Here is a 26859-nt window from a genome sequence, read left to right as displayed (position 1 = left end):
CGGGCGGCGGCCGGATGCTTGGTCCGGCCGCCAATCACATTTTCAGGCCTCCGTCGCCATCCGCACGACGTCGGTGTCGCGGCCGATGGCGGTCACCTCGGGTACCACGCGGACCTCGGTGATGTCGCCGGGGTGGTAGGAGAGCACGGCCTCCTGCCTGCTGATGGCGCGGTCGAGCAACCACCACAGCCTGGCGGGCTCGTGCCGGCGGACCAGGTCCTCGACCTTCTGCGGTAACGCCGAATCGGCGGTGGCCTCCACTTGGATCCGTGGTGCCACAATGACTTCGCCGGTCTTGGTCCGTCGCATGAGGACGGCTGGGGTGCCGTCGACCTCGACCAGCGGGAGGAGCGTGTCCCGGGTGGCCAGCTTCCACAGCAGGGTGCGCGGGGAGTCGTCGGGGGAGGGGACGCGGGTGGCGGCCCACACGCCGTGGACGAGGACGACCAGCAGCCAGACCACGACGGCGACGCCGACGCTGTAGGCGAGGACGAGGTACAGGTCGAGGAAGTTGTACCGCTGCGTGTAGTCCCGCCGGGTGCCCGGCCACAGCCACCCGGTCAGCAGCGGGAAGAGCTTCGCCATGACCAGGGAGACCAGGACGCCGAGCAGGGTCGTCCAGGTGACCGCGGCGACCACGGACTCGGACTCGGCAGCGGGGAAGCGCGGCCGGACGCGGCGGAGGAGGAAACCCACTACCAGCACGGTGACCACGCCCGGGACCACCAGGAACACCGGGACGCCGAGGCTCTGCACGATGTCGGACTCGCCGAAGACCTCCAGCGTGACCGGCATGGTCAGTGCCAGGGTGGTGGCGGTCGCGGCGTCGTCGCCCTCCTGCGCGGTGATGCTGAAGAGCGCCGAGCGGGTGCCGGGGGCGGTGAGGTCGTCGGAGTACACGCGGACCGGGATGGCCTGCTTCGCGCGGGGTTTCAGGTCGAACGCGCAGGAATCGCTCCGACCGGCGCGCCACTGCGCCGTGCGGCCGTCGGGACAGGTCGCCTCCAGCCAGGTGTCCGGGGCCGGGGTGGCGGTCAGCGCGGTGACCCGGACCGCCGTCTCGCGGTCGGTGCCGATGACGATCGTGGCCGAGCCGGGCCGGTTCTGGTTGACGCGGTCCGGTCCGGACTCGACGGTCGCCGTGGCCAGTGGCGCGCTCGGGACCGCCTTGACGCTCGCGGCGACCACCGCGGACGCGCCCGGGGAGTCGACCACGAAGGACAGACCGACGTCCTGCCCGGACCCCTCGGCGGTCCTGGTGACCTTGAACGTCTCCGTGCGGGACTGGCCGGGGCCGAGGGGGACGGTCGTGGCGGCCGGGGTGGTCGTGATGGTGTCCTCCGAGGCCACGACCCGGATGGCGGCGGTGGTCGGGGACTGGGCGGAGTTGGTGAGGGTGAGCAGGACGGTCGCCGAGCGGCCCGGTGGGAGCGCCACCTGCGCCGGGGTGGCGGTCGCGGTGATCGGGGTCTCGGCGGCGGCCGGGGTGGCGAGCAGCAGCAGCCACACCACGGCGAGCACGCGGACCAGTGATCGCACGTCCATCCTCTTTCGTCGTCGTTGTGCACAACATCTACCGGCGGCGGTGATCCGCTACACGCGGGTGTAGCGGATCACCGGTTCCCGGAGATGAGGTGGGGTAGCCGACCCTCGAAGGAGCCCGATGGCCGCCATCCGCAGCGCGCTGTGCACGATCAGCCGGGTCTGGCCGTACCCGGAGGTCCTGGCGGGCGGCGGCGCGCTGACGACCCGGTCGGGGCACGCGGGGGTGTACCGGTCGTTCCGCCCGGACCTGATCATGCCCTGGGACCCGGACACCGAACCGGCCACCTGGAGCCGCTTCTGGTCGGCCTACCTGGCCCGCCCCGAGGCGGTCCGGGAGGTGCGGCAGGACGCGCTGTGGGAGCGGGTGGTGCCGTTCCGGCTGGCGAACGTGCCCGCGACACCGGGCCCCGCCGCGGCGACGGCGCGGGTGCTGCTGTACCCGAGCGCGGTGGCGGTGACGATCACCGTGCGGGCTTCGGGGCAGTGGCCGGTCGCGGAGTTCGCGGGCGCGATGGCCGCGCTGGTGGAGGCGCGCACGTGGGGTGCGGAGGGGAACCGGTCGCTGGAGGGGATCGCGTCGGACCTGCGTGACCTGGTGGCACCCCGGTTGGCGGGTGGGGTTGTCGTCGCCGGACCGCCCGCGGTGCACACGGTGGCGGCTCCGCTGTCGGCGGACGGGGGAGTGGCGGCGGATCTGGACACGGGGTTGCCCGCTGTGCAGTCGTGCCTCGCGGGGCTGGCGGGCTTGGGGCCCACCGGCAGCTTCGATCCGGCCCGGCTGTGCGAGGTCAACCGGGACACGAAGAAGGCGGCCCGCTACTACGACGTGGGCGATGGGTTGGTGATCTGGCACAAGGACCGGGTCTTCGACCCGGCGGCGGGGGAGAAGGTCGCGTGCCTGGTCCGCAACCAGACGGACTTGGTGGTGCAGATCGAGGCCCTCCGCGCGACGGCCCAGTGGGCCGCGGACCGCGTGGCGGGCAACCGCCCCATCCCCCCGGACGTGTTCCCCCTCCTGCGGCAGGCCAGGACCCGCCTCGACACCCTCCACACCGGCCGCAGGGACAAGACCTATCGGAGCGTGGTGGCCACCACCCGGATCACGCCCCACCTACCGATGCTCGCCACCCTCAGCACCCTCTAGCCACTCCGCCGACTCAGCGGAACCAGCCCCGCGTGGCGGGGACGCCCGGATTTCCCGGTGGGCGGCGCTGGAGAGGATCGGACCAGCCCCGCACGGATGTTCCGCGCGACGTCGTGGCCGACCTTGGACCAGCCCCGCGTCCGCAGGGAGGACACCTGCCTGTATTTCTCTGCCGACTCCGACGCGGGATCAGCCCCGCGTGCGCGGGGACGACGAGCAGGGCCGGTCCGTGTGGGGCAAGGAAGGCGGATCAACCCCGCGTGCGCGGGGACGACACTTCCTGACCTGCGGCGTTGTCCGCTCCCACGCCCATTTTCATTCACTTCGCTGCACAACGCCGCCCGTTCCGGGCATCCAACAACCCCGATCCTAGCTACGGCGCGGGCGCGGCAGGCCGGGAACAGGAACGGCCCGTGGCAGTCCACCCCGGACTGCCACGGGCCGCCTGCTCGACTCAGTAGCGGAACGCGCTGATCAGCGTGCGGAGGTCGGTCGCCGCCCCGCTCAGCGTCTCCGCCGTGCGCTTGGCGGCGGTGGCCGCGGCGCTGGTGTCCTCGGTCGCCTGGGCCAGCCCGGCGATGCCGGTGCCGATCTGCACCACCGCGTTCGCCGTCTCGTGCACGTTGCGGCTCATCTCCGCCGTCGTGGCCGTCTGCTCCTCCACCGCCGCCGCGATCACGGTCTGGGTGTCGCAGATCGAGCCCACGACCTCGCCGATCTGGTGGATGGCCGACGTGGCCTCCGTGCTGCCCTCCTCGATCGCCTTGATCCGGCTGACGATGTCCTCCGTCGCCGTCGCGGTCTGCTGGGCCAGTTCTTTGACCTCGCCTGCCACCACGGCGAAGCCCTTGCCCGCCTCGCCCGCGCGGGCCGCCTCGATGGTGGCGTTGAGCGCCAGCAGGTTGGTCTGCTCGGCGATCGTGCTGATCAGCTTGACCACGGTGCCGATCTCGGCCGTCGCGGAGCCCAGGGCGCTGACCGCGTCGTTGGCGTGCTGGGTGTCGCGGACGCCGTCGGTGGCCACGTCGGCGGCGCGGCTGGCGTTCTGGGTGATCTCGTCGATCGCGGCCCGCATCTGCTCCGAGGAACTCGCCATGGCGGTGACCATGCCGGACACCTCCTCGGCCGTCTGGTTGATCGACGACGCCTCGGCGCTGGTCTGGCCCGCGGTGGCGGCGAGCCTGCCGCTGACGTCGGACAGCTCGTTGGACGCCGTCGCGACCTCCTGGGCCCGGTCGGCCACCCGGCTGATCAGCTCCTGGGTGCGCTCCGCCAGCTCGTTGAAGCTGGCCGCCACCTGCCCCAGCTCGTCACCGCGGCTCGCGTCCACGCGCTGGGTCAGGTCGCCGCCGGTGATGGCGGTGAGGCCGGAGCGCAGGTCGCGCAGCGGTCGGGTGATCGAGCGGACCAGCAGCAGCGTCAGCAGCGCGCCCAGCAGCACCGCGACCCCCGCCAGCACCACCGTCGTGAGCGTGCCCGAGTCGGCCCGGGACTCGGCCTCGGCCGCCGCCGCGGCGGACTCGCCGTGCACGTCGGTGACCAGCCGGTCGATCTGCTCGGCGATCTTGTTGAAGATCGCGATCTCGTTCACCGCGACCAGCTCGGCGGCGTGGCCGGTGGTCTCCGGGGTGCCCGCGTTGTAGTTGCTGACGACGTCCTTGTCGAGCGTCATGAACTGCTCGAACAGGGTGGTGATGTTGTCGGTGTCGGCGGTCTGGTCGGTGTCCAGGCCGAACGCGCGCAGCTTCGCCAGCTCGTCGCGGAACGACTGCGCCGAGGTCAGGAACGCCGCGCGGGCGCTGGCGTTGTCCGCGGTGGCGCCCGGCACGCCGCGCTGGACGTCGAAGGCGTAGGCGGTCTGCCAGCCGTTGAAGTCCGCGGAGCGGAACTTCACCTGCAGGGCCAGCTGGGTCAGCTCGCGGGAGCGGGCGATCTGCTCGGCCGAGTCGCGCTCGCGCTCCAGGCTGGACACCGCCGTGACGGCCAGCGCGCACAGCAGCAGCAACAGCGCGGCCATGGCGGCGCCCACACGCACGCCCACCCTCAGGTCGGAGATTCGCTTCAGCATCGCTCACCGCTCCACTCGTGCCCCCGGACCAATTCCGATCACTCGGGGGCTTCGGCGCGGCGAAACGTGGCCTGAGGCACACCACCCGATCGGGACCTTCGCCGGTACCGGGACGGGGGAACGCGCGGGTCAGGCGGTCAGCGGGTACCTGGCGCTCACCCGGAAACCGCCGTCGTCGGTCGGGCCCGCGTCGAACTCGCCGCCGAGCAGCCCGGCCCGCTCCCGCAGCCCGAGCAGCCCGTGCCCGCCGGAGGGCAGTGTGCCGACCTGCCCGGTGCGCGGCCGCTCGTTGTCCACCTCGACCACCAGCGCGCCGTCGCGGGTCAGTATCCGCACGGAGGTCCGCGATCCGGCCGCGTGCTTGCGCACGTTGGTCAGCGCCTCCTGCACCGTGCGGTACGCCGCGCGCGACACCGGGCCGGGCAGGTCCAGCGCGCAGGCGTCCATGGCCAGCTTCACCTGGTCGCCGTCGACCAGGCTGCCGTCGACCAGGTCGGCGATGTGCTCCAAGCCGGGCTGGGTGTCCTCGTCGTCCACCCCCGACCGCAGCACCCCGACCAGCTCGCGCAGCTCCTCAAGCGTGCGGGTGCTCAGCGCGCGGATCGTCTCCGCGGCCTCCTTGGTCGCCGGGTCGGTGACGTCGACCTGCATCGCCCCGGCCTGCATGGCGATGAGCGTGACCTGGTGGGACACCACGTCGTGCATCTCCCTGGCCAGCTTCGCCCGCTCCGCCGACCGCACGGTCGCCGCGTAGAGGCGTTTCTCCCGCTCCCGGCTGCGCGCCAGCTCGCGGATCCGGGTGGACAGTTCCTGGCGGACCGCCATCAGCAGCCCGATCGCCACCGGCATGCCCGCGACCAGCACCCCGTAGATGAAGTCCGACAGGTGCGCGCGCCAGGTCAGCTCGACGAACTTCGGCCACGGCCACAGCACGAACCGGGACAGTCCCACCAGGACGGCGCCCACCACCGTGGGCCAGGTGAGCATCCGCCGCCGGGCCAGCGCGCCCAGCGAGATCATGGCCGCGAGCTGGGCCCAGCCCGCGAAGAACCCCGGGATGGTGATCAGCACCGCGGTGAACGGCAGGTGCCTGCGCAGCAGCATCGCGGGCAGCGCGCACCAGGTCAGGTAGTAGGAGTAGGTCGTGGCGTCCTCCGGCACCACGAGCCACATGTCCAGCGCGGCCACGACCAGCGCGAGCACGTCCGACGACAGCTCGCGGACCCGTTGGTTGGCGTGCAGCGCGGCCAGCCGGGGCGGCAGGCGCAGCGCGCGCGGCCGGACCGGCAGCACCGCGTCCGGTGTGACCATGGGCGTGACCAGCGGGCCACCTCCTCCTAGTGCTCCTGGGACCCCACTGGTCCCCGACACCGACCGCGGCGAGCGCGCGCGTTGTTCTCGCAGCTCAGCCGAGTCGTGCCTGCCCGAGCGCGGACGGGGCACGTCCCGCCGGGCGGTAGCATTCTCCCGGTCCCGGGCTTGCCTGCGCCGGCGGTGTGGCATGGAACGCCCTTCCTGCGGCGACGTGCTGCGCGGTGTCGCCACCCATCAAGACAGACAACACCGGCCTCGGGACGGTGACCGACCAACAACTGTGCGGGAGCAAACGGACGATCCCCGAACGGAGCAGGGGAAAGACGAACGAGCACCGCCGAGGGAGTCACGTTGCGCACACTCATCATCGACAACTACGACTCCTTCACCTACAACCTGTACCAGGCTTTGGCGGTCCTGGACGGCGCGCGGCCCACGGTGGTGCGCAACGACGAGGATTGGGACCTCGGCGGCCTCGTCGACTTCGACAACGTGGTCATCTCGCCGGGCCCGGGACACCCGGGCGTCCCGGGCGATTTCGGGCTCAGCCGCGCGGTCCTGGCCGCCGCCCGGCAGCCGCTGCTCGGGGTCTGCCTCGGCCACCAGGGACTGTGCCTGCTGGCGGGTGCCCGGGTCGGGCACGCTCCCGAGGCGCGGCACGGGCGGCTGTCGGCGGTCCGCCACGACGGCCGCGACCTGTTCGCCGGGCTGCCGTCGCCGATGGACGTCGTGCGCTACCACTCCTTGGCGGTGACCGACCTGCCGGACGCGCTGGTGGCCACGGCGTGGAGCGAGGACGGCGTGCTCATGGGGGTGCGGCACCGCGACCGGCCCGCGTGGGGCGTGCAGTTCCACCCGGAGTCCGTCAGCACCGAGCACGGCGCCGCGCTGCTGGCCAACTTCCAGGACCTGACCCGCCGCTGGTGGGCCGAGCACCCGCGCGAGACCGTCGTCGTCGCGCCGGTCGCGTTGCCCGCCGAGAGACCGGCCCCGCCGGAGCCGACGGCCCGCGTGGTCGTCGAGCGGCTGCGGGTCCCGGTGTCCGCCGAGGTCGCCTTCGACGCGTTCTACCGGGACTCACCGCACGCGTTCTGGCTCGACAGCGCGGCGGGCGGCCGGTTCTCGTTCCTGGGCGACACCTCGGGTCCGCACGCCAGGGTGGCGACCGCCGACGTCTGGGCCGGGACGGTCACCGTCACCTCCGGCACCGGGGAGTCGGTGGTGGAGAGCGGGTTCCTCGACTGGCTCGACGCCGACCTCGCCGACCGCCGCGTGGCCGTGCCGGACCTGCCGTTCGACTTCGCGCTCGGCTGGGTCGGCTACCTCGGCTACGAGCTGAAGGCCGAGTGCGGCGGCGACCGCGCACACAAATCGCCCGACCCGGACGCGCGGATGCTCTTCGTCGACCGCGCCGTCGCCTTCGACCACGAGACCGGCGAGGTCTACCTGCTGGAGCTGGCCGCCGACGGCTCGGAATGGCTGTCCGAGACGGCCGCGCGCCTGTGGTCGCTGGCGGGCAAGACCCTGCCGCCGCCCGCCCCGGAGGTCGCCCTCGGCCCGTTGACGGCCCGGCACGACCGCGCCGCGTACCTCGACATGGTCGCCGCCAGCCAGGTCGCGATCGGCGACGGCGAGACCTACGAGGTGTGCCTGACCAACGAGCTGACCGCCGCCGGGACCCTCGACGCGTGGGAGGCGTACCGGTACCTGCGGCGCGCGAGCCCCGCGCCGTTCGGGGCGCTGCTGCGGCTGGGGGAGCTGTCGGTGCTGAGCACGTCGCCCGAGCGGTTCCTGTCGGTGTCGGCCGACGGCGCGGTGGAGTCCCGGCCGATCAAGGGGACCCGGCCGCGCGGGCGCGACGCCGCCGAGGACGCGCGGTTGCGCGCCGAGCTGGCGTCGGGGGAGAAGGACCGCGCGGAGAACCTGATGATCGTCGACCTGGTCCGCAACGACCTCGGGGTCTACGCGGAGGTCGGGTCGGTGTCGGTGCCGGAGCTGTTCGGGGTGGAGACGTACGCGACCGTGCACCAGCTGGTCAGCACCGTCCGGGCGCAACTGGCCGAGGGCGTCTCGGCGGCGCGGTGCGTGCGCGCCGCGTTCCCCGGCGGTTCGATGACCGGGGCGCCGAAGGTGCGGACCATGCGGATCATCGACGAGTTGGAGGCCGGACCGCGCGGCGTCTACTCGGGGGCTGTCGGGTACTTCTCGCTGACCGGCGCCGCCGACCTGAGCGTGGTGATCCGGACCCTGGTCGTGCGGGCGGGTGAGGTGTCGTTCGGGGTGGGCGGGGCGGTGATCGCGTTGTCGGACCCGGCGGCGGAGTTCGAGGAGACGGCGGTGAAGGCCACCGCGATGCTGGGGTTGTTGGGGGCGGAGTTCCCGGGACGCGCCTGAGGGGCAGTCGTTCAGGCGGGGGCCATGTGGTGGTCACGGGGTGGATCACTGGGGTGGACACCATCCGGCTATGACCCCTTCCCTGTCCCTGAGGGCCTGCGCCGCGGCGGTCGCCTGCGTGGCGTTCCTGCCCGGCCAGGCGGCCGCGCACCCGAAGCCGCGTGACTTCGACCTGCAAGCGCACCGCGGCGGTATCGGGCTGCGTGTGGAGAACAGCCTCAGCTCCTTCGGCAACGCCATCCGACTCGGCGTGAGCACGCTGGAGCTGGACGTCCAGATCACCGAGGACGACCAGGCGGTGGTCACCCACGACCGCCGCGTCGACGGCCGCAAGTGCCGCGACACCGCGCCCGCCGTCGCGGGCGACCCCGAGTTCCCCTATGTCGGCAAGTACGTCAACACGCTGACGCTGGCCCAGGTCCGCACCCTCGACTGCGGCTCGCGGCGGCTGCCGGACTTCCCGGGGCAGGAGCTGACCCCGGGCTCCCGGATGCCGCTGCTGCGCGAGGTCTTCGCGCTGGCGCGCCGCTACGGCGCGGACGACGTGCGGTTCAACGTCGAGACGAAGGTCGAGGCGGGCGCGCCGAGCGAGACCGCGCCCCGCGAGAAGTTCGCGCGGATCACGGTCGGCGAGATCGAGGCCGCCGGGATGACCCGGCGGGTCAGCGTCCAGAGCTTCGACTGGGGCGCGCTGATGCGGGTCCGGCAGCTCGCGCCCCGGCTGCCGCTGGTCGCCCTGACCAACTACGACTTCCTGCAGACCGGACAGCCGGGCAAGTCGCCGTGGTTGGGCGGGCTGGACATCGATGACTTCGGTGGGGACCCGATCCGGGCCATCAAGACCTTCGGGGCCACGGCGTTCTCGCCGGTGCACGGGTTCCCGCAGGGCGGGTCTGTGGAGGACCCGGGGTACCGGCCGTACGTGACGGCGGAGATGGTGCGGCACGCGCACCGCAACGGGATCAAGGTGATCCCGTGGACGGTCGACGACGTGCCGACGATGGCGAAGCTGATCGATGACGGCGTGGACGGGTTGATCACGGACTACCCGGACCGGCTGCGCGGGCTGTTGGCGCGGCGCGGGTTCCGGCTGCCGCGTGGGTACGCGTCGCCGTTCGACCTTCAGGCGCACCGGGGTGGGCGGGCCGTGCGGCCGGAGAACACCCTGGCGGCCTTCGCCTATTCGCTGGCGAACCCGGCTGTGTCCACTTTGGAGTTGGACACGGGGATCACCGAGGACGGCGCGGTCGTCGTGCTGCACGACCGGACGATCAACGGGGCGCACTGCGTCGACACGGCGCCGGCCCGAGCGGGTGACCCGGAGTTCCCGTATGTCGGCAAGCGCGTGCACGACCTGACGTTGGCCCAGATCCGCACGCTCGACTGCGGTGTGAAGACGCTGCCGGAGTTCCCCAAGCAGCAAGCTGTGCCGGGTCAGCGCATTCCGACGCTGGCCGAGGTGTTCGGCGCGGTCCGGGCGAGTGGGCGGACGGACATCCGGCTGAACATCGAGACCAAGATCAGCCCCACGGCGGACGACACGGCTCCGTACGACGTGTTCACCCGCAAGGTGGTCGGCGAGATCGGCCGCGCGGGCTTCACGAGCCGGGTCACGTTGCAGTCCTTCGACTGGCGCACGATCCAGCTGTCGAAGAAGCTGTTACCGTCGCTGGAAACGGTGGCCCTGGTGTGGCAGTACGGCCCGGAAGAGTGCGCCACCATCGCCGACGAGTGCTCGTTGCGGGCGGTTTACGGCGACCCGTCGGTGAAGTCGCCCTGGACCGGCGGCCTCGACTGGTGGAAGACCCGCGACCTGGCGCGGCTGGTGCGCCAGTCGGGCGCGTCGACGGTGTCGGCGAACTGGCAGGTGCACGACCCGGCGCAGGGCACGGTGCAGGACGCGGACTGGTACCTGCGGCAGAACCCGGCGTACTTCCACGGACCGGACGTCGAAGGCCTGCACCGCAAGGGACTCAAGGTCGTTCCGTACACGGTCAACGACGAACCGACCATGCAGCGGGTCATCGACCTGGGCGTGGACGGCCTGATCTCGGACGACCCGGACCTGCTGATCGCCGTGGCCAAGAAGAACGGCCTGCGCTAGGCATCCCAACCGCCGCCGAACTCCTGCCCCCATCCCCACCCATCACTCTTCTCTCCCAACCCACCCCGTAACCGCCGCTCGCGTGCCCGCTCTACCTCGACGTGACTTGGCCACACCGGACCCGCCCCGTAACCGCCGCAGGATCCCAGCCCCCACCGAACGCAACGCGCCCCCGTCATACGCCTTGATTGGGTGGACTTGCTTTGCGTGGGGGGACGAGCCTGCCAAGCTCTCCCGCGGGTGGGGTGGGCTTGCCCCTCCCACCGCTTTTCCCCACCGCAGGCTCGTAGGGGCCCCGCGCAAAGCAAGTTCGCCCGATCGAGGCCGCCCATGTTTTTCGCGTGGGGTCAGACCAATCAACCCGGCCCGGCGCTTGTCTGGCCCGCAGCGTGAGACGAGCATCGAACGACCCATCCCGTTCCGATTGCGGTTCGGCCGCGTTGAAACGGGCAGGGCGTAGCGGGGACAAACAGAGGCCGGTGAGCGGAACATCCGCCCACCGGCCTCTGTGCGTCCAGTCCTACCCGAACTACCGTCCCGCAGCCGCTCGGTCCACGAGCCACAATGTGATGTCCCGACCCGTCGCGCCCGCTGCCGGGATGTCCGTCTCCGACGCGTCCGACAAGGCCGCCGTCACGGCCTCCGCCTTGCTCTCGCCTGCCGTCACGAGCCACACCTGAGAGGCGCGGCGGGCGGCGGGCAGCGTCAGCGACACCCGCGTGGGCGGCGGCTTGGGGCAGTCCCGCACCGCGATGACCGTGGCCCTGCCCTCGCGGACCGCCGGGGAGTCCGGGAAGACGGACAACGTGTGCCCTTCCTCCCCGACCCCCACCAGCAGCACGTCCAAGGCCACCCCGGTCATCAGTTCCGCGTACGCCTTCGCCGCCGCGTCCGGGTCGTCGCCGAAGTCGCCGTCGGACGGGGGGATGGCGTGGATGCGGGACTCCGGGACCGGGACGTGGTCCAACAGGACCGTGCGGGCCTGGGTCTCGTTGCGCTCCGGGTCCCCGGCGGGCAGGAAGCGTTCGTCGCCCCAGTAGATCTCCACGGCGGACCAGTCCACCGCGTCGCGGGCCGGGCTCTTGTTGACCTGGTTCAGCACCTCGATCCCCGTCCGCCCACCCGTGAGGCCGATGGCGACCACGTGGCGGGTGGCTTGCAGGTCGGTCAGGGTGGTGATCAGGCGAGCCGCGGTGGCCGCGGCGAGGATTTCCGCGGACTGGTGGACGACAACGCTCTGCTCGCTCATTACTTCCCCTTGCCGCTCTTCACGGGTTGGCGGGTGCCTGCGGTGCGGGAACCGGACTTGGCGGAGGTCTTGCCCGCCTTGCCGTTGGACTTCGGGGACGGCTTGGCCGCGTCCTCGGCGGCCGACGCCGCGTCCGCCGCGCTCACCGCCGGGGTACCCGCCTGCTCCGGCACCGGCGCCTTCGACGGCACCTTCACCGGCGTACGACCCCGCACGATCTTGCCCAACCCCTGCAACGTCTCCTCGAACGGCTCGTCCGCGTCCAACCTGCGCAGCTCCTCCGCCAGGCAGTCGCGCACCTCCCGCCGCTGGAGCGCGACCCGGCGGGCGGGCTGGCCCGGCTGGGTCAGCGTGCCCACCTTGCCGTCGGGGCGGACCAGCTCCACCGCACCCGACTTGCGCTCCAGCACGACCGAGACGATCCCCTGGCCGGTCGCCGCCTTGGCCCGCTTCACCGGGATCCGCAGCCGCGCCGCCAACCAGCCCGCCAACAGGTCGGTCGACGGCGAGTCGCCCTCCCCGGTGACCGTGGCCGCGGTGACCTTCTCGTACGGCGGCAGGTCCAGCGACGCCGCCAGCACCGCCCGCCACAGCGTCAACCTGGTCCAGGCCAGGTCGGTGTCGCCGTCGGTGTAGTGCTTCTGCCGCACCTCCAGCGCCTTGATCGGGTTGCGCTCGGCGGCCGAGTCGGTGATCCGGCGCTGCGCCAGCCGCCCGATCGGGTCCTCCGCGGGCTTGGCGGGCGCCTCGAAGGGCCACCACGCCACGACCGGCGCGTCCGGCAGCAGCAGCGGGATCACGCAGCCCGCGCCCTCGTCGGCCAGCGCGCCGTAGAGCCGCAGCACCACGACCTCGCTGGCACCGGCGTCGCCGCCGACCCGGATCTGCGCGTCCAGCCGGGCCGCGGCCTTGCGCGCGCCGCGGGCCACCACGATCACCCGGCAGGGGTGTTCGCGGCTGGCGTCGTTCGCGGCGTCTATCGCGTCCTCGGTCTTCGCGCCGTCATCGGTCACGATGACCAGCGTGAGCACCCGGCCCAACGCCGTGGCGCCACCCTGCTCGCGCAGGTGCACCAGCTTCGAGTTGACCTGCGAGGTGGTGGTCGAGGGCAGGTCGATGATCACGGTCGCCTCCTGTGCCCTCGCGGGACACCCGCACCCGGTCGGCTATCTATCGCGGGAGTAGCGGGGAAACTCACGGTCGCCTCCAATGACGCCCGGTCCGGGAAAGCATCTTCTCAGCGGAATCAGGGCCCCAGGTGCCCGATGGATAGCCCTCCGGCTTACCGGCGGTGGCCCAGTGCTTGAGCACCGGCTCCAGGATCTCCCAGGACAGCTCCACTTCCTGGTTGACCGGGAACAGCGACGGCTCGCCGAGCAGCACGTCGAGCAGCAGCCGCTCGTAGGCCTCCGGGGAGGACTCGGTGAACGCGTGGCCGTAGCTGAAGTCCATGGACACGTCCCGGACCTCCATCGCGTTGCCCGGCACCTTCGAGCCGAACCGCAGGGTCACGCCCTCGTCCGGCTGCACCCGCACCACCAGGGCGTTCTGCCCCAGTTCCTCGGTGGCGGTGTCGTCGAACGGCAGGTGCGGGGCGCGCTTGAACACCACCGCGATCTCGGTGACCCGGCGGCCCAGGCGCTTGCCGGTGCGCAGGTAGAACGGCACCCCCGCCCAGCGCCGGGTGTTCACCTCGAGGGTGATCGCGGCGAAGGTCTCGGTGGTGGAGTTCTTGTCGAACCCCTCCTCCTCCAGCAGACCGGGCACCTTCTGCCCGCCCTGCCAGCCGCCCAGGTACTGCCCGCGCGCGGTGGTCTCGCCGAACGGCCCGACCGCCTTCGTCGCCTCCAGCACCTTGATCTTCTCGGTGCGCAGCGCCTTGGGGCGGAAGGAGACCGGCTCCTCCATCGCGGTCAGCGCGAGCAACTGGAGCAGGTGGTTCTGGATGACGTCGCGCGCGGCGCCGATGCCGTCGTAGTAGCCCGCGCGGCCACCGAGACCGATGTCCTCGGCCATGGTGATCTGCACGTGGTCGACGTAGTTGGCGTTCCAGATCGGCTCGAACAGCTGGTTGGCGAAGCGCAGCGCCAACAGGTTCTGCACCGTCTCCTTGCCGAGGTAGTGGTCGATGCGGAACACCGAGTCCTCGGGGAACACGTCGTTGACCACGCCGTTGAGCTGCTTGGCGCTGGCCAGGTCGTGTCCGAACGGCTTCTCGATGACCACCCGCCGCCACTCGTCCGGCTTGGCGCCCGCCAGGCCGGAGCGGGCCAGCTGCTTGGTCACCACCGGGAACGCCCCCGGCGGGATCGACAGGTAGAACGCGTGGTTGCCGCTGGTGCCGCGCAGCTCGTCGAGTTCCTTGACGGTCTCGGCCAGCTTGTCGAACGCGGCGTCGTCGTCGAAGGAGCCCTGCACGAACCGGAAGCCCTCGGCGAGGCGGTCCCACACCGAGTCGCGGAACGGGGTCCGCGCGTGCTGCTTGACCGCCTCGTAGACGACCTGCCCGAAGTCCTGGTCCTCCCAGTCCCGGCGGGCGAAGCCGACGAGCGAGAAGCCCGGCGGCAGCAGGCCGCGGTTGGCCAGGTCGTAGATCGCGGGCATCAGCTTCTTGCGGGACAGGTCACCGGTCACGCCGAAGATCACCAGGCCGCACGGGCCCGCGATCCGCGGCAGCCGCTTGTCGCGCTCGTCGCGCAGCGGGTTGACCCACGTCCTGGCGGTCACGCGCCCACCTCCGCCAGCGCCTCGACCAGCCGCGCCAGACCCGCCGCGCGGTCGGTGAAGTGCAGCCGCAGCACGGGCCTGCCGTGCTCGACGAGCACCTGACCGTCGCCCAGCGCCTGCGCGTGCTGGAGCACGCCCAGGGTGTACGGGCGGTCGGGGACCTCGACGTCCACCTCGGACGCGCCGGTCACCTGGAGGAAGACACCGTTCTGGTGCCCGCCCTTGTGGTACTGGCCGGTCGAGTGCAGGAACCGCGGCCCCCACCCGAAAGTGGTCTGCAGCCCGGTCTTGCGCGCCACCTCGGTCCGCAGCAGCGTCGCCGAGGCGTCGTCGAGCCGGTCGAGGTAGACCTGCAGCGAGACGTACCCGGCGGCCGGGGCCGCGGCGAACAGCGCGTTCAGCGCGCCCGCGAGCGTGGTGGTGCCCTCCGGCAACAACCCCTCGGACGGGTGAACCTCGACCGGTCCCTCGACCAGCGCCGGTGCCCGCTCCTCGGTGCCCGGGGAGTCCAGCAGCGCCCGCGCGGCCTTCTTGGCCGCCTCGACGTCCGGCTGGTCGAACGGGTTGATCCCGAGCAGCCTGCCCGCGATCGCCGTGGCGTACTCCCACAGCAGGATCAGGCCACCCAGGCTGCCCCGGGTCGCGATCCGCGCGCCGCCGCCGGGGGCGCCGATCGCCACGGCCGTGGCGTCGTCACCCGCGTCGGCGAAGCCCGGGGCCGTCGGGGACTCCACGACGACCGGCAGCAGGCCGGTGCCCTCCTTGCCGGTGGACTCGGCCACCAGCTGCTCGGCCCAGTCGCCGAAGCCCTTGACGCCCGAGCCGGTGTCGGCCAGCACGACCTTCTCCGCGCCGCGCGCGTGCGCCGCGCCCAGCGCCGAGGCCAGCACCAGCGCCGGGTTGTCCGCGCTGTCCTGGGACAGCACGACCGCCGCGGCGGCGGCCTCGTCGAGCAGCGCGGCCACGTCGGCCCCCGCCAGCCCGGCGGGCACCAGCCCGAACGCGGTCAGCGCCGAGTACCGGCCGCCCACGTTCGGGTCGGCCTGGAAGACCCGCCGGTAGCCCGCCTCCGTGGCGGACTTCTCCAGCGGCGAGCCCGGGTCCGTGACCACGACGATGCGCGACGCCGGGTCGATGCCCTCCGCGGCGAACGCGGCGGCGAAGACCCGGCGGTGGCTGTCGGTCTCCACAGTGGACCCGGACTTGGACGACACCACCAGCACGGTACGGGCAAGTTCGCCCGCCAGCGCGTCGGCGACCTGACCGGGGTCGGTGGTGTCCAGGACGACCAGCGGCACGCCCGCCGTCCCGGTGATGACCTCGGGGGCGAGCGACGAACCGCCCATGCCCGCGAGGACCACCCGGTCGACGCCCTCCGCGTGCAACTCCGCGCGGAGGGCGTCGATCTCGGCCAGGAGGGGGCGGGAGGTCTCCGCCAGGGTCGTCCAGGCGAGCCGGATGGCCGACTCGGACTCCGCGGCCGGACCCCACAGCGTGGGGTCCGCCGCGGTGAGCGCGGACGCCACCCGCTCCTCGACGAGTTGTCGGACGAGCGGGGCGGCCTCCTCGGTGAGCCGCTCGTCAACGATGGTCACTGCGACATCTCCAAGGTGCTCTGCCATGACGTGGCGTCAGCCTCTCCTGGTATCACTCATGAGAAAAACCTGTGCGTTCAGCTCTTAGCACGGTCGAGCTGACCGCGGACGGTCTCGAGCAGTTCCGCCCAGGACTTCTCGAACTTGTCCACGCCCTCGTCCTCCAGGGCGCGGTAGACGTCGTCGACATCGATCCCGGCGGCGGCGAGCCGGTCGTAGACGTCCTTGGCTTCCGCGGCCCGCCCGGTCACGGTGTCACCGGTGATCCTGCCGTGGTCGGCGACCGCGCGCAGGGTCTTTTCCGGCATCGTGTTCACCGTCGCGGCGACGACCAGCTCGTCGACGTAGAGGGTGTCCGGGTAGTCCGGGTTCTTGGTGCCGGTGGACGCCCACAGTGGACGCTGCTTGTTCGCCCCCGCTTCGGCCAGGCTTTCCCAGCGCGCCCCCGAGAAGGTCTCCTCGAAGGCGGCGTAGGCAAGCCGGGCGTTGGCGACCGCGGCCAGGCCGCGCAGGCCCTTGGCCTCGTCGGTGCCGATCGCGTCGAGCCGCTTGTCCACCTCGGTGTCCACACGGGACACGAAGAAGGACGCGACGGAGTGGATCGAGCGCGGGTCGTGCCCGTTGGACTTGGCCTGCTCCAGGCCTGCCAGGTACGCGTCCATGACGGCCCGGTGGCGCTCGACCGAGAAGATCAGCGTCACGTTCACGCTGACGCCCTCGGCGATCACCCGGGTGATCGCGGGCAGGCCCGCCTCGGTGGCCGGGATCTTGACCAGCAGGTTGGGCCGGTCCACGGCCTTCCACAGGTCGAGCGCCTCGGCCACGGTGGCGTCGGTGTCGTGCGCCAGCCGCGGGTCGACCTCGATCGACACCCGGCCGTCGACGCCGCCGCTGGCGGCGAACACGTCGCGGAACAGGTCGCAGGCGTTGCGCACGTCCGAGGTGGTCAGCTCGCGGACGGCGGCGTCGAGGTCCGCGCCCCGCTCGACCAGCTCGCGCACCTGCGCGTCGTACGCCTCGCCGTCCGCCAGCGCGGACGCGAAGATCGTCGGGTTGGTGGTGACGCCGACGACGTGCTGGTCGCGGATCAGCTCGGCGAGGTTGCCGGAGGTGAGCCGCTCCCGGGAGAGGTCGTCGAGCCAGATCGAGACCCCGGCGTCGGAGAGCTGCTTGAGGATGTCAGTCATTTCGTGCCTCCCTCTTGAGGTCGGGCGGATCAGGAAGCCGCGGCGACGGACTTGCGCGCGGCGGCGACGACGGCCTCGGTGGTGATGCCGAACTCGCGGTACAGGGTCTGGTAGTCCGCCGACGCGCCGAAGTGCTCGATGGACACGATCTCGCCCGCGTCGCCGGTGTACTTGTGCCACGGCTGGGCGATACCCGCCTCCACCACCACGCGCGCCTTGACCGACGGCGGGATGACCGAGTCGCGGTAGGACTTGTCCTGCGCGTCGAACAGCTCGACCGACGGCAGCGACACGACGCGGGCGGCGACACCCTCCTTGGCCAGCACCTCGGCGGCCTCGACGGCGATCTGCAGCTCCGACCCCGTGCCGATCAGCACGACCTGCGGCTCGCCCTCGGAGTCGAGGAGGACGTACCCGCCCTTGGCCACGCCCTCGCGCGCCTTCTCCTTGGTGCCCGCCAGCACCGGCAGGTTCTGCCGGGTCAGCGCGAGCGCGACGGGGGCGTCCGACTGCGACAGCGTCGTCCGCCACGCGGCCGCGGTCTCGTTGGCGTCACCCGGGCGCAGCACGATCAGGCCCGGGATCGCGCGCAGCGCGGCCAGGTGCTCGATCGGCTGGTGCGTCGGGCCGTCCTCGCCGAGACCGATGGAGTCGTGCGTCCACACGTAGGTGACCGGCAGCTTGCTCAGCGCCGCGAGCCGCACCGCGGGTCGCATGTAGTCGCTGAAGACCAGGAACGTGCCGCCGTAGGGCCGGGTCGGGCCGTGCAGCACGATGCCGTTGAGGATGGAGCCCATCGCGTGCTCGCGCACGCCGAAGTGCAGGGTCCGCCCGTACGGGGTGGTGTTCCAGTGCTTGGTCGCCGCGGACGGCGGGCCGAACGAGTCGGCGCCCTTGATCGTGGTGTTGTTGCTCTCCGCCAGGTCGGCCGAGCCGCCCCACAGCTCCGGCAGCAGCCCGCCGATCGCGTTGAGCACGTCACCGGAGGCCTTGCGGGTCGCCACGCCCTTGGCGTCGGGCTCCCAGGTCGGCAGGGCCTCGTCGAACCCCGCGGGCAGCTCGTAGGCCTGCGCGCGGACCAGCAGCGCGTGCCGCTCGGGGTTGGCCGACTTCCACGCGTCGAACGACGTCTGCCACTCGGCGTGCGCCGCCTCGCCGCGCTTGACCGCCTCGCGGGTGTGCGAGAGCACCTCCGGCTCGACGACGAAGCTCTGCTCCGGGTCGAAGCCGAGGATCTTCTTGACCGCGGCGACCTCTTCGGTGCCCAGCGCGGCGCCGTGCGCCTTGCCGGTGTTCTGCAGCGTCGGCGCCGGGAACCCGATCACCGTGCGCAGCAGGATGAACGACGGGCGGGTGGTCTCCGCCTTGGCCGCGGCCAGCGCGTCCAGGATGCCGGTGACGTTCTCGCCGCCCTCGACGACCTGCACGTGCCAGCCGTAGGACTCGTAGCGCTTGGCGGTGTCCTCCGACAGGGCGACGGTGGTGTCGTCCTCGATGGAGATCTTGTTGTCGTCGTAGACGACGGTGAGGTTGCCCAGCTCCTGGCGCCCGGCCAGGGACGACGCCTCGGAGGTCACGCCCTCCTCGATGTCGCCGTCGGAGGCGATGACGTACACGTGGTGGTCGAACGGGCTCTCGCCCGCCGCCGCGTCCGGGTCGAACAGGCCGCGCTCGCGGCGGGCGGCCATGGCCATGCCGACCGCGGACGCCAGGCCCTGGCCCAGCGGCCCGGTGGTGATCTCGACACCGGCGGTGTGGCGCACCTCCGGGTGCCCCGGGGTCTTCGAGCCCCAGGTGCGCAGCGCCTGGATGTCCTCGATCTCCAGGCCGTAGCCCGAGAGGAACAGCTGCAGGTACTGGGTCAGGCTGGAGTGGCCAGCGGAGAGCACGAACCGGTCGCGGCCGATCCAGTGCGGGTCGCTCGGGTCGTGGCGCATGACCCGCTGGTAGAGCGCGTAGGCCACCGGCGCGAGGCTCATCGCGGTGCCGGGGTGGCCGTTGCCGACCTTCTGCACGGCGTCGGCGGCGAGCACCCGGACGGTGTCGACGGCGCGCCGGTCGAGGTCGGTCCAGTCATCCGGGAGCGTCGCTCGGGTGAGTTCGGTCAGTTCGGCGGGCAGTTCACTACTGACGGACACGGACTTCCAGCTCCCATTTCCCATCGGGCGGTTCGGCGGACCACAGTCTTGCGCACCCGGGCTTTATCGATCCCGGGGGCGGCGGGTACGGCCGTTCCGCGTGTCATCCCTGGTCCGTCGGCCAGCGTAGTCGTGGGACCCCCACCGTGTGATCTCCCACCGTTCGCCGGCGACACCCAGCCACCCGATACGTGTACCCGGATACCGCGCGGTTAACATTTCCCCCGTCGCCGCGGCTCTCGCGCGGACGGCGCGCCCCCGCTGTGACAGGGCCGACACCCGGTCGCGGCGGTGCAGGACGAGAGTGCGGACCAGACCCGGAGGAGCGAGATGTCGTCGGTGATCCCCGTGCCCGCCGACACCGCCGAGACCCCGGCCCGGCGGTCCGCGCGGGCCGTGGTCGGCGCCTACGTGGCGCTCACCAAGCCGCGCATCATCGAGCTGCTGCTGGTCACCACGGTGCCCGCGATGCTGCTGGCCGCGCGCGGCATCCCGTCGCCGTGGCTGGTGCTCAACACCCTCGTCGGCGGCACCATGGCGGCGGGCAGCGCGAACGCGCTCAACTGCGTGGTGGACGCCGACATCGACGCGGTGATGAAGCGCACCAAGTCCCGACCGCTGGCCCGGCACGCGGTGCCGACGCGCAACGCGCTGGTCTTCGGGCTGGTGCTCGGCGTGCTGTCCTTCGGCTGGCTCTACGCCACGACGAACCTGCTGGCCGCGGCCATGGCCGTGGGCGCGATCCTGTTCTACGTCCTCGTGTACACGATGGTCCTCAAGCGCCGGACCTCGCAGAACATCGTCTGGGGCGGTGCCGCGGGCTGCATGCCGGTGGTCATCGGCTGGTCCGCGGTGACCGGCGACGTCGGGTGGCCCGCGCTGGTCATGTTCGGCGTGATCTTCTTCTGGACCCCGCCGCACTTCTGGGCGCTGGCCATGAAGTTCCGCGACGACTACGCCGCCGCGGGCGTGCCGATGCTGCCGGTCGTGGCCACCCCGCAGCACGTCGCCAAGCAGATCGTCATCTACTCGTGGGTCATGGTCCTGTGGACGCTGCTGCTGGTGCCCGCCACCGGCTGGGTGTTCGCCGCGTTCTCGATCCTCGCGGGCGCCTGGTTCCTGGTGTACGCGCACAAGCTGGAGTCGGCCGTGCGGCGCGGTGAGCCCGCCAAGCCGATGAAGCTGTTCCACCTGTCGAACACCTACCTGACGGCCGTGTTCGTGGCGCTCGCCGTCGACTCGGCGCTGGGCCTGCCGGTCACCGGCTGGCCGTTCTGACCGGTTTCCACCCGGTTCTCGCCGCTTCCCGGCGACGCGCACTCCGTCCGGTCACACCATGTTCTGCGTCACGTCGACACCCGCGGTGCCGGTTCACCCGACGGCGGTGAGCAGCCGCTCGACCGTGGGGTCGTCGAGTGACTCCTTGATGCACTGCCACAGCTCCAGGTTCGCCGTGGCCCACCGCGAGTACGCGGCCGCGGCGGCGGGGGAGTAGAAGTAGAAGCCCTCGTCGTGCGCGCCCCGCTGCTCGCCGACGATCTTGTTCGCCAGCTCGCGCAGGCTCACCCCGTTCTCCGCCAGGTAGCGGTGCGCGAGCACCACCGGGGTCACCGGCAGCGCCTTGAACAGCGTGTCGGCGTCGCTGAGCGCCTGCGCCTCCCGGGAGATGTGCCGGTGCCTGGTGCGCATCTCGGCCTCGTCGACCAGCGCGTCGATCCACTCCGCGACCGGGTCTGCGACACCCGCGTCGGCCAGGACGGCCCGCCGCAGGCCGCTGCCCGCCGCCGCGGGCGAGTTGCGCCGCACCAGGTAGTTGACGTCGTGCACCAGCGCCGCGGTCTCCACCACGGACACGTCCGAGCCGTTCAGGCGGGCGAACTCGACCGACTTGTCGCGCACGAAGCCCACGTGGTGCCAGCCGTGGAAGGGCAGCTTGCGCGCGTACCGCTCGCACAGCGCGCGCACCCGCGCCTCGACGTGGTCCACGGCGTGGCGGGGCACGCTCTCCCCATGTTCGACACTGGCGGGCAGCGGTGATGAGACGGACATGACCGATCTTCCCCTTCCGTTGGACAAACGGGCGGGGGCGATGGTATAGCCGTTGGTCCACGCGCGTGGGCGAACGGGGCATTCCGCGCCGCGGCGGAGGGCGGTCTAGATGCGCCTCGTCAGCTCCTCCAACCTGGCCTCCACCGGGACGTGCCGGTGGCCGGTGCCGGTCGCGGGGTCGTAGGACAGGCTCGACCGGGTCACCGGCCGCGACTTCACCAGGAACGTCATGGTGCCCTCGTCGGCGTGCGGGATCCGGTGGAACTCCTCGGCCATCAGCACCCCGGAGTCCCCGGCGCGGCACTCGGTGCGCCGGGTCAGCGCCGCGGCGGTGATCAGGCCCGTGTCGGGGTCGGTGGTGGTGCGGTAGCGCTCGTGCCGGTAGCCGCCGCGCAGGATGACCGTGCAGAAGTGGTAGCGGTGGTTGTGCACGGAGTCGGCGTAGCCGGGCCGCCAGTCCGCGGGCGGCTTGTACTCGTGCAGCCAGAAGGTGAACGGCTCGTCGGCGTTGTCCCGCAGGCACCAGGCGAAGTGCGTCGTCGTCTCGCGGGAACGGGCGACCAGCGCCTCGGCGCGGCCCGGGTCGAGGTCGAGCAGGTGCCTGCGCAAGACCGATCGCAGCAGCGGTCCGCGCAGCCGGTCGTCGGCCAGCGCCGAACCGTCCACCTGGGACACCCCGGTGGCGGCCCAGGACGCCACGCCCGCGTGCACGGCCGCCCACCTGCGCTGGGTGAGATCGATCTCTCGCATGCGCTGCGCCAACTGGGACAGCGCCGGTACCGCGGACGACACGGGCATCAGCTCTCAAGGCTCGGTTACGGGGTGGGGCACGGCTTTCAGGTCTGCAACTCGGCTTTGCTGGAGAACTCCGCGCGGAACCGGTGGAACCGCGCCTCCAGTTCGTGGAACTCGGCCTCGGGGAGCGGTGTGCCGGTGAGCTTCCCGAAGTGCGCCAGGAACTCCTCGCGGCTGGTGTCCGGGGTGATCACGACCCGGGGCGCGTCCCGGGCGGCGTGCACCCTGGCGAACTCGGCGCGCTGCATGTCGTAGAGGAAGGAGCCCTCGGAGAACCGCAGCGTGCGCGGGTAGAGCGACGGCGCGCCCGCGACCGCGCTGTAGAGGGTGAGCCACACGCAGTCGTCGAACAGCTCGACCCGGTCCAGCGGCGGGTCGGCGATCACCGTCACGTCGATCGACGCGCACCCGGACCGGGCCAGGTACAGCCCGACCAGTCCGATCCGCACCTCCTCGTGCAGCGACCGCCCGATGGCCTCGTAGTCCGCGGTCGGCCCCTGCTGGCGCGCCAGGTGCCGGGCCCGGCCGCTGATCGCGCCGCGCTCGCGCGGGTCGGCGAGCACCGCGCGCACCTCGCTCTGCCCGGGGGAGAGCAGGATGCGGGCGGCGGCGTAGCGGCCGGAGAAGCCGCGGAACCACACCTGCCTGGTCTGCCGCAGGTCGGCCATGATCAGCGCGTTGAACCCGGGGTCGGGCTCGGTGCTGGCCTCGAACACGTCGGTGGGGAAGAACTCGCGGTTGAGCGAGCGGTACTCGGCGGCGAGGTCGTGCAGCGCTTTCCGGCTCTCCTCGACCAGCGGCGCCACCATGGCGCGCTGGGCGGCGGACGCGGTGATGAGGGTCTGGCCGAACCCGACCACCGCCGACACCATGGTGCCGGTGCCCAGCGCGGTCAGCAGGTTCCGGGGCACCCCGGGGTCGACGGCACTCGACGCCCAGAGCGAGAGCCCGGACACCACGACCAGGATGAGCAGCAACAGCCCCGTGCGGGTCCAGAAGATCTCCTGGATGGGGTGCGTGCGGATGCCCTTGGCGTCCGCGGGCAAGGCAGGTCACCTCCTCGGCGGACCCGCGCGGGCCGGGATCGGGTGACCGAACGGGCGCGTTCCGCAACTGTACGCCGCGGTCCGGTTGCGTGGATTGCGCATATCGGGTGAGGAAATCACGGCGCCGGGCGCGGGGTGGACCGGGCCGGGTCGCTAAGCTCCGGCGCATGCGCGATGTCGGCAAGATCATGATCGGTGCGCTGGTCGGGCTGCTGTCCCTGACCGCGTGCGCGAACTCCGAGCGGGCCTCCACCCAGCCGCCCGGGGACCCGGTGGTGACCGGGAAGGCCCGTCCGGCGAGCACGACCGCCGCGCCCACCACGTCCGCGCCGCCGAGCTCGATCCAGTCGGTGTCCTCGGGCCCGCAGTGCTCGGTCGACGACCTGCTGGTCGAGGGCGCGCCCGGCGCGCAGCCGAAGGTGACCGTGCCGAAGGTCTGCGCGCCGCCGAACCAGCTGCAGAGCAAGGACCTCGTCGAGGGCACCGGTCCGGTCATCAAGGTGGGCTCGGGTGTGCAGGCCAACTACGAGCTGGTGACGTGGTCCAACGGCCAGGTCGCGGACTCGTCGTTCGAGCGCGGCCAGCCGTTCACCGTGAACAGCGTCGGGCAGCGCGAGGTCATCCAGGGCTGGGACGACGGCCTGCAGGGCATGAAGCAGGGTGGCCGCCGCGTGCTGGTCATCCCGCCCGACAAGGCCTACGGCAGCAAGGGCAGCGGCCCCATCGCCCCCGGCGAGACCCTGGTCTTCGTCGTCGACGCCGTCCAGGTCGCGGGCGGCTGATCCGCCCCTTTTCCGCCGAAACCGGCGGTGTGCCTCGCGGGCACGCCGCCGGTTTCGCGTTTCCGGGCGTTGTCGGTGCCCGCGGGTAGCCTCGCGCGATGCGACCCCTCAGGTACTCCATCAACCTCACCGTGGACGGGTGCTGCGACCACCGCACGATCACCCCGGACGAGGAACTGCACCGCCACCACGCCGGGAACCTCGCGCGGGCCGACGCGCTCCTGTTCGGCCGGACCACCTACGAGATGATGGAGTCGGCGTGGCGGCCCGCCGCGGCGCCGGGGGCCCGGCCCGGGTGGATGGAGCCCTTCGCCCGGACGATCGACGCGGCCCGCAAGTACGTCGTGTCGAGCACCCTGGAGCGGGTCGACTGGAACGCCGAACTCGTGCGCGGCGACCTGGCCGCGGCCGTGCGGCGGCTCAAGGCGGAGCCGGGCGACGGCCTGTTCGTCGGTGGCGTGCGGCTGCCGATGGCGTTGGCGGAGCTGGGGTTGATCGATGAGTACGAGTTCGTGGTGCACCCCAGGATCGTGGGCCACGGGCCGTCGCTGTTCGCGGGCCTGGCGAAGTACGTCGACCTGCGGCCCGTGCGCACCGTGCCGTTCGACTCAGGCGCCCTGGTCATGACGTACGAGCCGGTGCGGTAGCTCGTCAGCGGGTCCCGGGGCCGACCTCGCCCGGCCACCAGATCCGGCGTCCGATGTCGACGGTCAGCGCCGGGACCAGCAGCGAGCGGACCAGGAGGGTGTCGAGCAGCACGCCGAAGGCGACCAGGAACGCGATCTGCGCCAGGAACAGGATCGGGATCACCGACAGCGCCGCGAAGGTCGCCGCCAGCACCACCCCGGCCGAGGTGATCACGCCACCGGTGACCGACAGGCCGCGCAGGGTCCCGTCGCGGGTGCCGAGGTGCGCGGCCTCCTCGCGGACCCGGGTCATCAGGAAGATGTTGTAGTCGATGCCCAGGGCCACCAGGAACACGAAGGCGAACAGCGGCACGCTCGGGTCGGCGCCCGGGAAGTCGAGCAGGTGGTTGAAGACCAGCGCGCCGACGCCCAGGGTGGCCGCGAACGAGAGCACGACCGTGGCGATCAGCAGCAGCGGGGCGAGCAGGGCGCGCAGCAGCAGCGCCAGGATGAGGAAGATCACCAGCAGCACCACCGGGATGATCACCTTGCGGTCGTGCAGCGAGCTGGTCCGCACGTCGAGCTGGCTCGCGGTCGGTCCGCCGACCAGGGTGCCGCCGACGCCGTGCGTGCGGTCGCGCAGGCGCTGCACGGTGTCGAGGGCCTGGGGGCTGTCGGCGGCGTCCTTGAGCACCGCGATGACCTCGACCCGGCCGTCCGCGAGCGGTGCCCGGGCCGGTGCCGCGACGGCCACGCCCTCGGTGTCCTGGGCCAGGCGCCGGACCTCGTCGGCGGCGCCCGCCGCCGTGACCAGGACGGCTGGGGAGCCGGTGCCGCCGGGGAAGTGCTCGGCGAGCACGTGCTGGCCGGTGACCGCGTCGACGTCGGTCAGGAACAGGTCGCTCTGCGCCACGCCGTCGGCCTTGAGCTGCGGCAGGAACGCCACCCCGACCAGCAGCACGGCCGTGCTGACCACCCAGGTCAACCGGGGCCTGCGGCCGACGAGACCCGCCACGCGCGCCCAGACGCCGGTCGTCTTGTGGTCGGTGTCGCCGAGCTTCGGCCGGAAGGGCCAGAACGCGGCGCGGCCGAGCAGCGCCAGCACGGCGGGCAGGAAGGTCAGCGCGGCGGCCAGCGACGCCACGATGCCGATCGCGGCGACCGGGCCGAGGCTGGAGTTGGAGCGCAGGTCCGACAGCAGCAGGCACAGCAGACCCGCCACGACCGTCCCCGCCGAGGCCGCGATCGGCCCGGCGGCGGCCTTGAGCGCGGCGCGGATCGCGGCGGCGCCGGTCTCGTGCCGCCGCAGCTCCTCCCGCAGCCGCGCGATGAGCAGCAGCGCGTAGTCGGTGGCGGCGCCGAAGACGAGGATGAACAGGATGCCCTGGCTCTGGCCGTTGAGCGTGAGGATGTCCGCGCGGGCCAGCCAGTACACGATCGCGACCGCGAAGCACAGCGCGAGTCCGGCGGTCAGCAGCACGACGAGCGGCAGGATCGGGCTGCGGTAGACCACGACCAGGATCAGCGCGACCACGGCGGCGGTGACGCCGAGCAGCAGGCCGTCGATCCCGCCGAAGGCCGCGGTGAAGTCGGCGATCAGCCCGCCCGGGCCGGTCACGTGCGCGGAAAGCCCGGCGGGCAGCGCGTCGAAGGTCGCCCGGATGTCGGCCACCAGCGCGCGCAGCTTCTCGCCGCCGGTCGGCAGCTGCACGACGGCCTGCGCGGCCCGGACCGGCTGCTCCTTGGCCCGCTCCACCGGTGCGGCCTGGAGCCCGAGCCCCTTGACCTCGCCGAGGACGGTGTCGATGGCGGCGAGGTCGGCGCCGGTCAGCCCCTCGGACCGCTCGAACACCAGCACCGCGGGCAGCGCCGTGGCCCCGGCCTCGCCCTTGCGCAGCTCGGCCACCTTGGTCGACTCGGCCGACTCGGGCAGGAACGCGGCGTTGTCGTTGCGCTGCACCGTCGACAGCTTGCCCTGCAAGGGCCCGCCGATACCGCCGATGGCCAACCAGAGGACGACGAGCAGAGCGGGGAAGATCCAGCGCGTACGGTTGGCAGTCATCGAGCGCGTCCCTTGGGTGACCGGGGGTGATTCG

19 protein-coding genes and 1 pseudogene are annotated in these 26859 nt (G+C 72.2%); 7 read left to right on the top strand and 13 right to left on the bottom strand.

Annotation, left to right across the window (positions count from 1 at the left end):
- Positions 1-42 precede the first annotated feature (42 nt).
- On the bottom strand, positions 43-1545 hold the full coding sequence (locus tag CLV40_RS38100) for a hypothetical protein (RefSeq protein WP_181043576.1): 1503 nt from the start codon (positions 1543-1545) through the stop codon (positions 43-45).
- Between the two features lie 118 nt (positions 1546-1663).
- Between CLV40_RS38100 and CLV40_RS18165 the strand changes: the two genes are divergently transcribed.
- The gene (locus CLV40_RS18165) at positions 1664-2689 is read left to right on the top strand and encodes a hypothetical protein (RefSeq protein ID WP_104480129.1); all 1026 of its coding nucleotides are present in this window, start codon (positions 1664-1666) and stop codon (positions 2687-2689) included.
- Positions 2690-3143: 454 nt separating this feature from the next.
- Here CLV40_RS18165 and CLV40_RS18160 read toward each other — a convergent pair whose 3' ends face one another.
- Together CLV40_RS18160 and CLV40_RS18155 are read right to left on the bottom strand one after the other, a co-directional pair.
- The gene (locus CLV40_RS18160; protein WP_104480128.1) at positions 3144-4757 is read right to left on the bottom strand and encodes a methyl-accepting chemotaxis protein; all 1614 of its coding nucleotides are present in this window, start codon (positions 4755-4757) and stop codon (positions 3144-3146) included.
- 129 nt (positions 4758-4886) lie between these two features.
- Positions 4887-6068, bottom strand: a complete 1182-nt coding sequence (locus CLV40_RS18155) for a sensor histidine kinase (protein ID WP_104480127.1) — start codon at positions 6066-6068, stop codon at positions 4887-4889.
- Between the two features lie 354 nt (positions 6069-6422).
- Between CLV40_RS18155 and pabB the strand changes: the two genes are divergently transcribed.
- From pabB to CLV40_RS39580, 3 genes and pseudogenes are all read left to right on the top strand, one after another.
- The gene (gene pabB, locus CLV40_RS18150) at positions 6423-8465 is read left to right on the top strand and encodes an aminodeoxychorismate synthase component I (protein WP_104480126.1); all 2043 of its coding nucleotides are present in this window, start codon (positions 6423-6425) and stop codon (positions 8463-8465) included.
- Between the two features lie 70 nt (positions 8466-8535).
- Positions 8536-9570: pseudogene (locus CLV40_RS39585) on the top strand (glycerophosphodiester phosphodiesterase family protein); the annotation flags it as partial.
- A 42-nt stretch (positions 9571-9612) separates the two neighbouring features.
- Positions 9613-10569: a glycerophosphodiester phosphodiesterase family protein gene (locus tag CLV40_RS39580; RefSeq protein WP_245931378.1), complete on the top strand. Its 957-nt coding sequence runs from the start codon at positions 9613-9615 to the stop codon at positions 10567-10569.
- Between the two features lie 529 nt (positions 10570-11098).
- Here the strand turns inward: CLV40_RS39580 and pgl are convergent.
- The 6 genes from pgl to tkt all read right to left on the bottom strand — a co-directional run bounded on the left by pgl (position 11099) and on the right by tkt (position 19465).
- A complete protein-coding gene (pgl, locus tag CLV40_RS18140) occupies positions 11099-11818 on the bottom strand; it encodes a 6-phosphogluconolactonase (protein ID WP_104480124.1) in 720 nt (239 codons plus the stop codon).
- Positions 11818-12942, bottom strand: a complete 1125-nt coding sequence (opcA, locus tag CLV40_RS18135) for a glucose-6-phosphate dehydrogenase assembly protein OpcA (RefSeq protein ID WP_104480123.1) — start codon at positions 12940-12942, stop codon at positions 11818-11820. Before opcA ends, pgl begins: the two co-directional genes overlap by 1 nt.
- A gap of 70 nt (positions 12943-13012) precedes the next feature.
- Positions 13013-14545 (bottom strand): glucose-6-phosphate dehydrogenase, encoded by a 1533-nt coding sequence (gene zwf / locus CLV40_RS18130; RefSeq protein WP_104480122.1) that lies wholly within the window; start codon positions 14543-14545, stop codon positions 13013-13015.
- Positions 14542-16167: a glucose-6-phosphate isomerase gene (locus CLV40_RS18125; RefSeq protein ID WP_104480121.1), complete on the bottom strand. Its 1626-nt coding sequence runs from the start codon at positions 16165-16167 to the stop codon at positions 14542-14544. Before CLV40_RS18125 ends, zwf begins: the two co-directional genes overlap by 4 nt.
- A gap of 50 nt (positions 16168-16217) precedes the next feature.
- A complete protein-coding gene (gene tal, locus CLV40_RS18120; RefSeq protein WP_104480120.1) occupies positions 16218-17327 on the bottom strand; it encodes a transaldolase in 1110 nt (369 codons plus the stop codon).
- A gap of 29 nt (positions 17328-17356) precedes the next feature.
- Entirely contained in the window at positions 17357-19465 is a 2109-nt protein-coding gene (tkt, locus tag CLV40_RS18115; protein ID WP_374065069.1) for a transketolase, read from the bottom strand.
- Between the two features lie 330 nt (positions 19466-19795).
- On the opposite strand from tkt, the gene CLV40_RS18110 reads away from it, so the two are divergent.
- Entirely contained in the window at positions 19796-20743 is a 948-nt protein-coding gene (locus tag CLV40_RS18110; protein WP_104480119.1) for a heme o synthase, read from the top strand.
- Between the two features lie 93 nt (positions 20744-20836).
- Here CLV40_RS18110 and CLV40_RS18105 read toward each other — a convergent pair whose 3' ends face one another.
- The 3 genes from CLV40_RS18105 to CLV40_RS18095 form a co-directional block, all read right to left on the bottom strand.
- Positions 20837-21514 (bottom strand): HD family phosphohydrolase, encoded by a 678-nt coding sequence (locus CLV40_RS18105; RefSeq protein ID WP_104480118.1) that lies wholly within the window; start codon positions 21512-21514, stop codon positions 20837-20839.
- A 105-nt stretch (positions 21515-21619) separates the two neighbouring features.
- Positions 21620-22306, bottom strand: a complete 687-nt coding sequence (locus CLV40_RS18100) for a hypothetical protein (protein WP_374066543.1) — start codon at positions 22304-22306, stop codon at positions 21620-21622.
- 44 nt (positions 22307-22350) lie between these two features.
- Positions 22351-23355: a hypothetical protein gene (locus CLV40_RS18095; RefSeq protein ID WP_104480116.1), complete on the bottom strand. Its 1005-nt coding sequence runs from the start codon at positions 23353-23355 to the stop codon at positions 22351-22353.
- A 167-nt stretch (positions 23356-23522) separates the two neighbouring features.
- Here CLV40_RS18095 and CLV40_RS18090 point away from each other — a divergent pair, with 167 nt between their 5' ends.
- Together CLV40_RS18090 and CLV40_RS18085 are read left to right on the top strand one after the other, a co-directional pair.
- Positions 23523-24137 (top strand): FKBP-type peptidyl-prolyl cis-trans isomerase, encoded by a 615-nt coding sequence (locus tag CLV40_RS18090; protein WP_104480115.1) that lies wholly within the window; start codon positions 23523-23525, stop codon positions 24135-24137.
- A 98-nt stretch (positions 24138-24235) separates the two neighbouring features.
- Positions 24236-24784: a dihydrofolate reductase family protein gene (locus CLV40_RS18085; RefSeq protein WP_104480114.1), complete on the top strand. Its 549-nt coding sequence runs from the start codon at positions 24236-24238 to the stop codon at positions 24782-24784.
- A gap of 4 nt (positions 24785-24788) precedes the next feature.
- On the opposite strand, the gene CLV40_RS18080 is transcribed toward CLV40_RS18085, so the two are convergent.
- A complete protein-coding gene (locus tag CLV40_RS18080; RefSeq protein WP_104480113.1) occupies positions 24789-26825 on the bottom strand; it encodes an MMPL family transporter in 2037 nt (678 codons plus the stop codon).
- Positions 26826-26859: the final 34 nt, after the last annotated feature.

It is taken from the genome of Actinokineospora auranticolor (genome assembly GCF_002934265.1).
Taxonomy (GTDB): domain Bacteria; phylum Actinomycetota; class Actinomycetes; order Mycobacteriales; family Pseudonocardiaceae; genus Actinokineospora; species Actinokineospora auranticolor.
Note: the sequence above shows the minus strand (reverse complement) of the source record. Positions and strands in the feature narration are given on the sequence as shown.

Bases quoted from the DNA above. Each gene is read 5' to 3' on its own strand.
- CLV40_RS18105 (WP_104480118.1), bottom strand. From the start codon at position 21,514: ATGTCCGTCTCATCACCGCTGCCCGCCAGTGTCGAACATGGGGAGAGC.
- tal (WP_104480120.1), bottom strand. From the start codon at position 17,327: ATGACTGACATCCTCAAGCAGCTCTCCGACGCCGGGGTCTCGATCTGG.
- CLV40_RS18155 (WP_104480127.1), bottom strand. From the start codon at position 6,068: ATGGTCACACCGGACGCGGTGCTGCCGGTCCGGCCGCGCGCGCTGCGC.
- CLV40_RS18110 (WP_104480119.1), top strand. From the start codon at position 19,796: ATGTCGTCGGTGATCCCCGTGCCCGCCGACACCGCCGAGACCCCGGCC.
- pgl (WP_104480124.1), bottom strand. From the start codon at position 11,818: ATGAGCGAGCAGAGCGTTGTCGTCCACCAGTCCGCGGAAATCCTCGCC.
- CLV40_RS18160 (WP_104480128.1), bottom strand. From the start codon at position 4,757: ATGCTGAAGCGAATCTCCGACCTGAGGGTGGGCGTGCGTGTGGGCGCC.
- CLV40_RS18125 (WP_104480121.1), bottom strand. From the start codon at position 16,167: ATGGCAGAGCACCTTGGAGATGTCGCAGTGACCATCGTTGACGAGCGG.
- CLV40_RS38100 (WP_181043576.1), bottom strand. From the start codon at position 1,545: ATGGACGTGCGATCACTGGTCCGCGTGCTCGCCGTGGTGTGGCTGCTG.
- CLV40_RS18085 (WP_104480114.1), top strand. From the start codon at position 24,236: ATGCGACCCCTCAGGTACTCCATCAACCTCACCGTGGACGGGTGCTGC.
- CLV40_RS18165 (WP_104480129.1), top strand. From the start codon at position 1,664: ATGGCCGCCATCCGCAGCGCGCTGTGCACGATCAGCCGGGTCTGGCCG.
- CLV40_RS18090 (WP_104480115.1), top strand. From the start codon at position 23,523: ATGCGCGATGTCGGCAAGATCATGATCGGTGCGCTGGTCGGGCTGCTG.
- CLV40_RS18080 (WP_104480113.1), bottom strand. From the start codon at position 26,825: ATGACTGCCAACCGTACGCGCTGGATCTTCCCCGCTCTGCTCGTCGTC.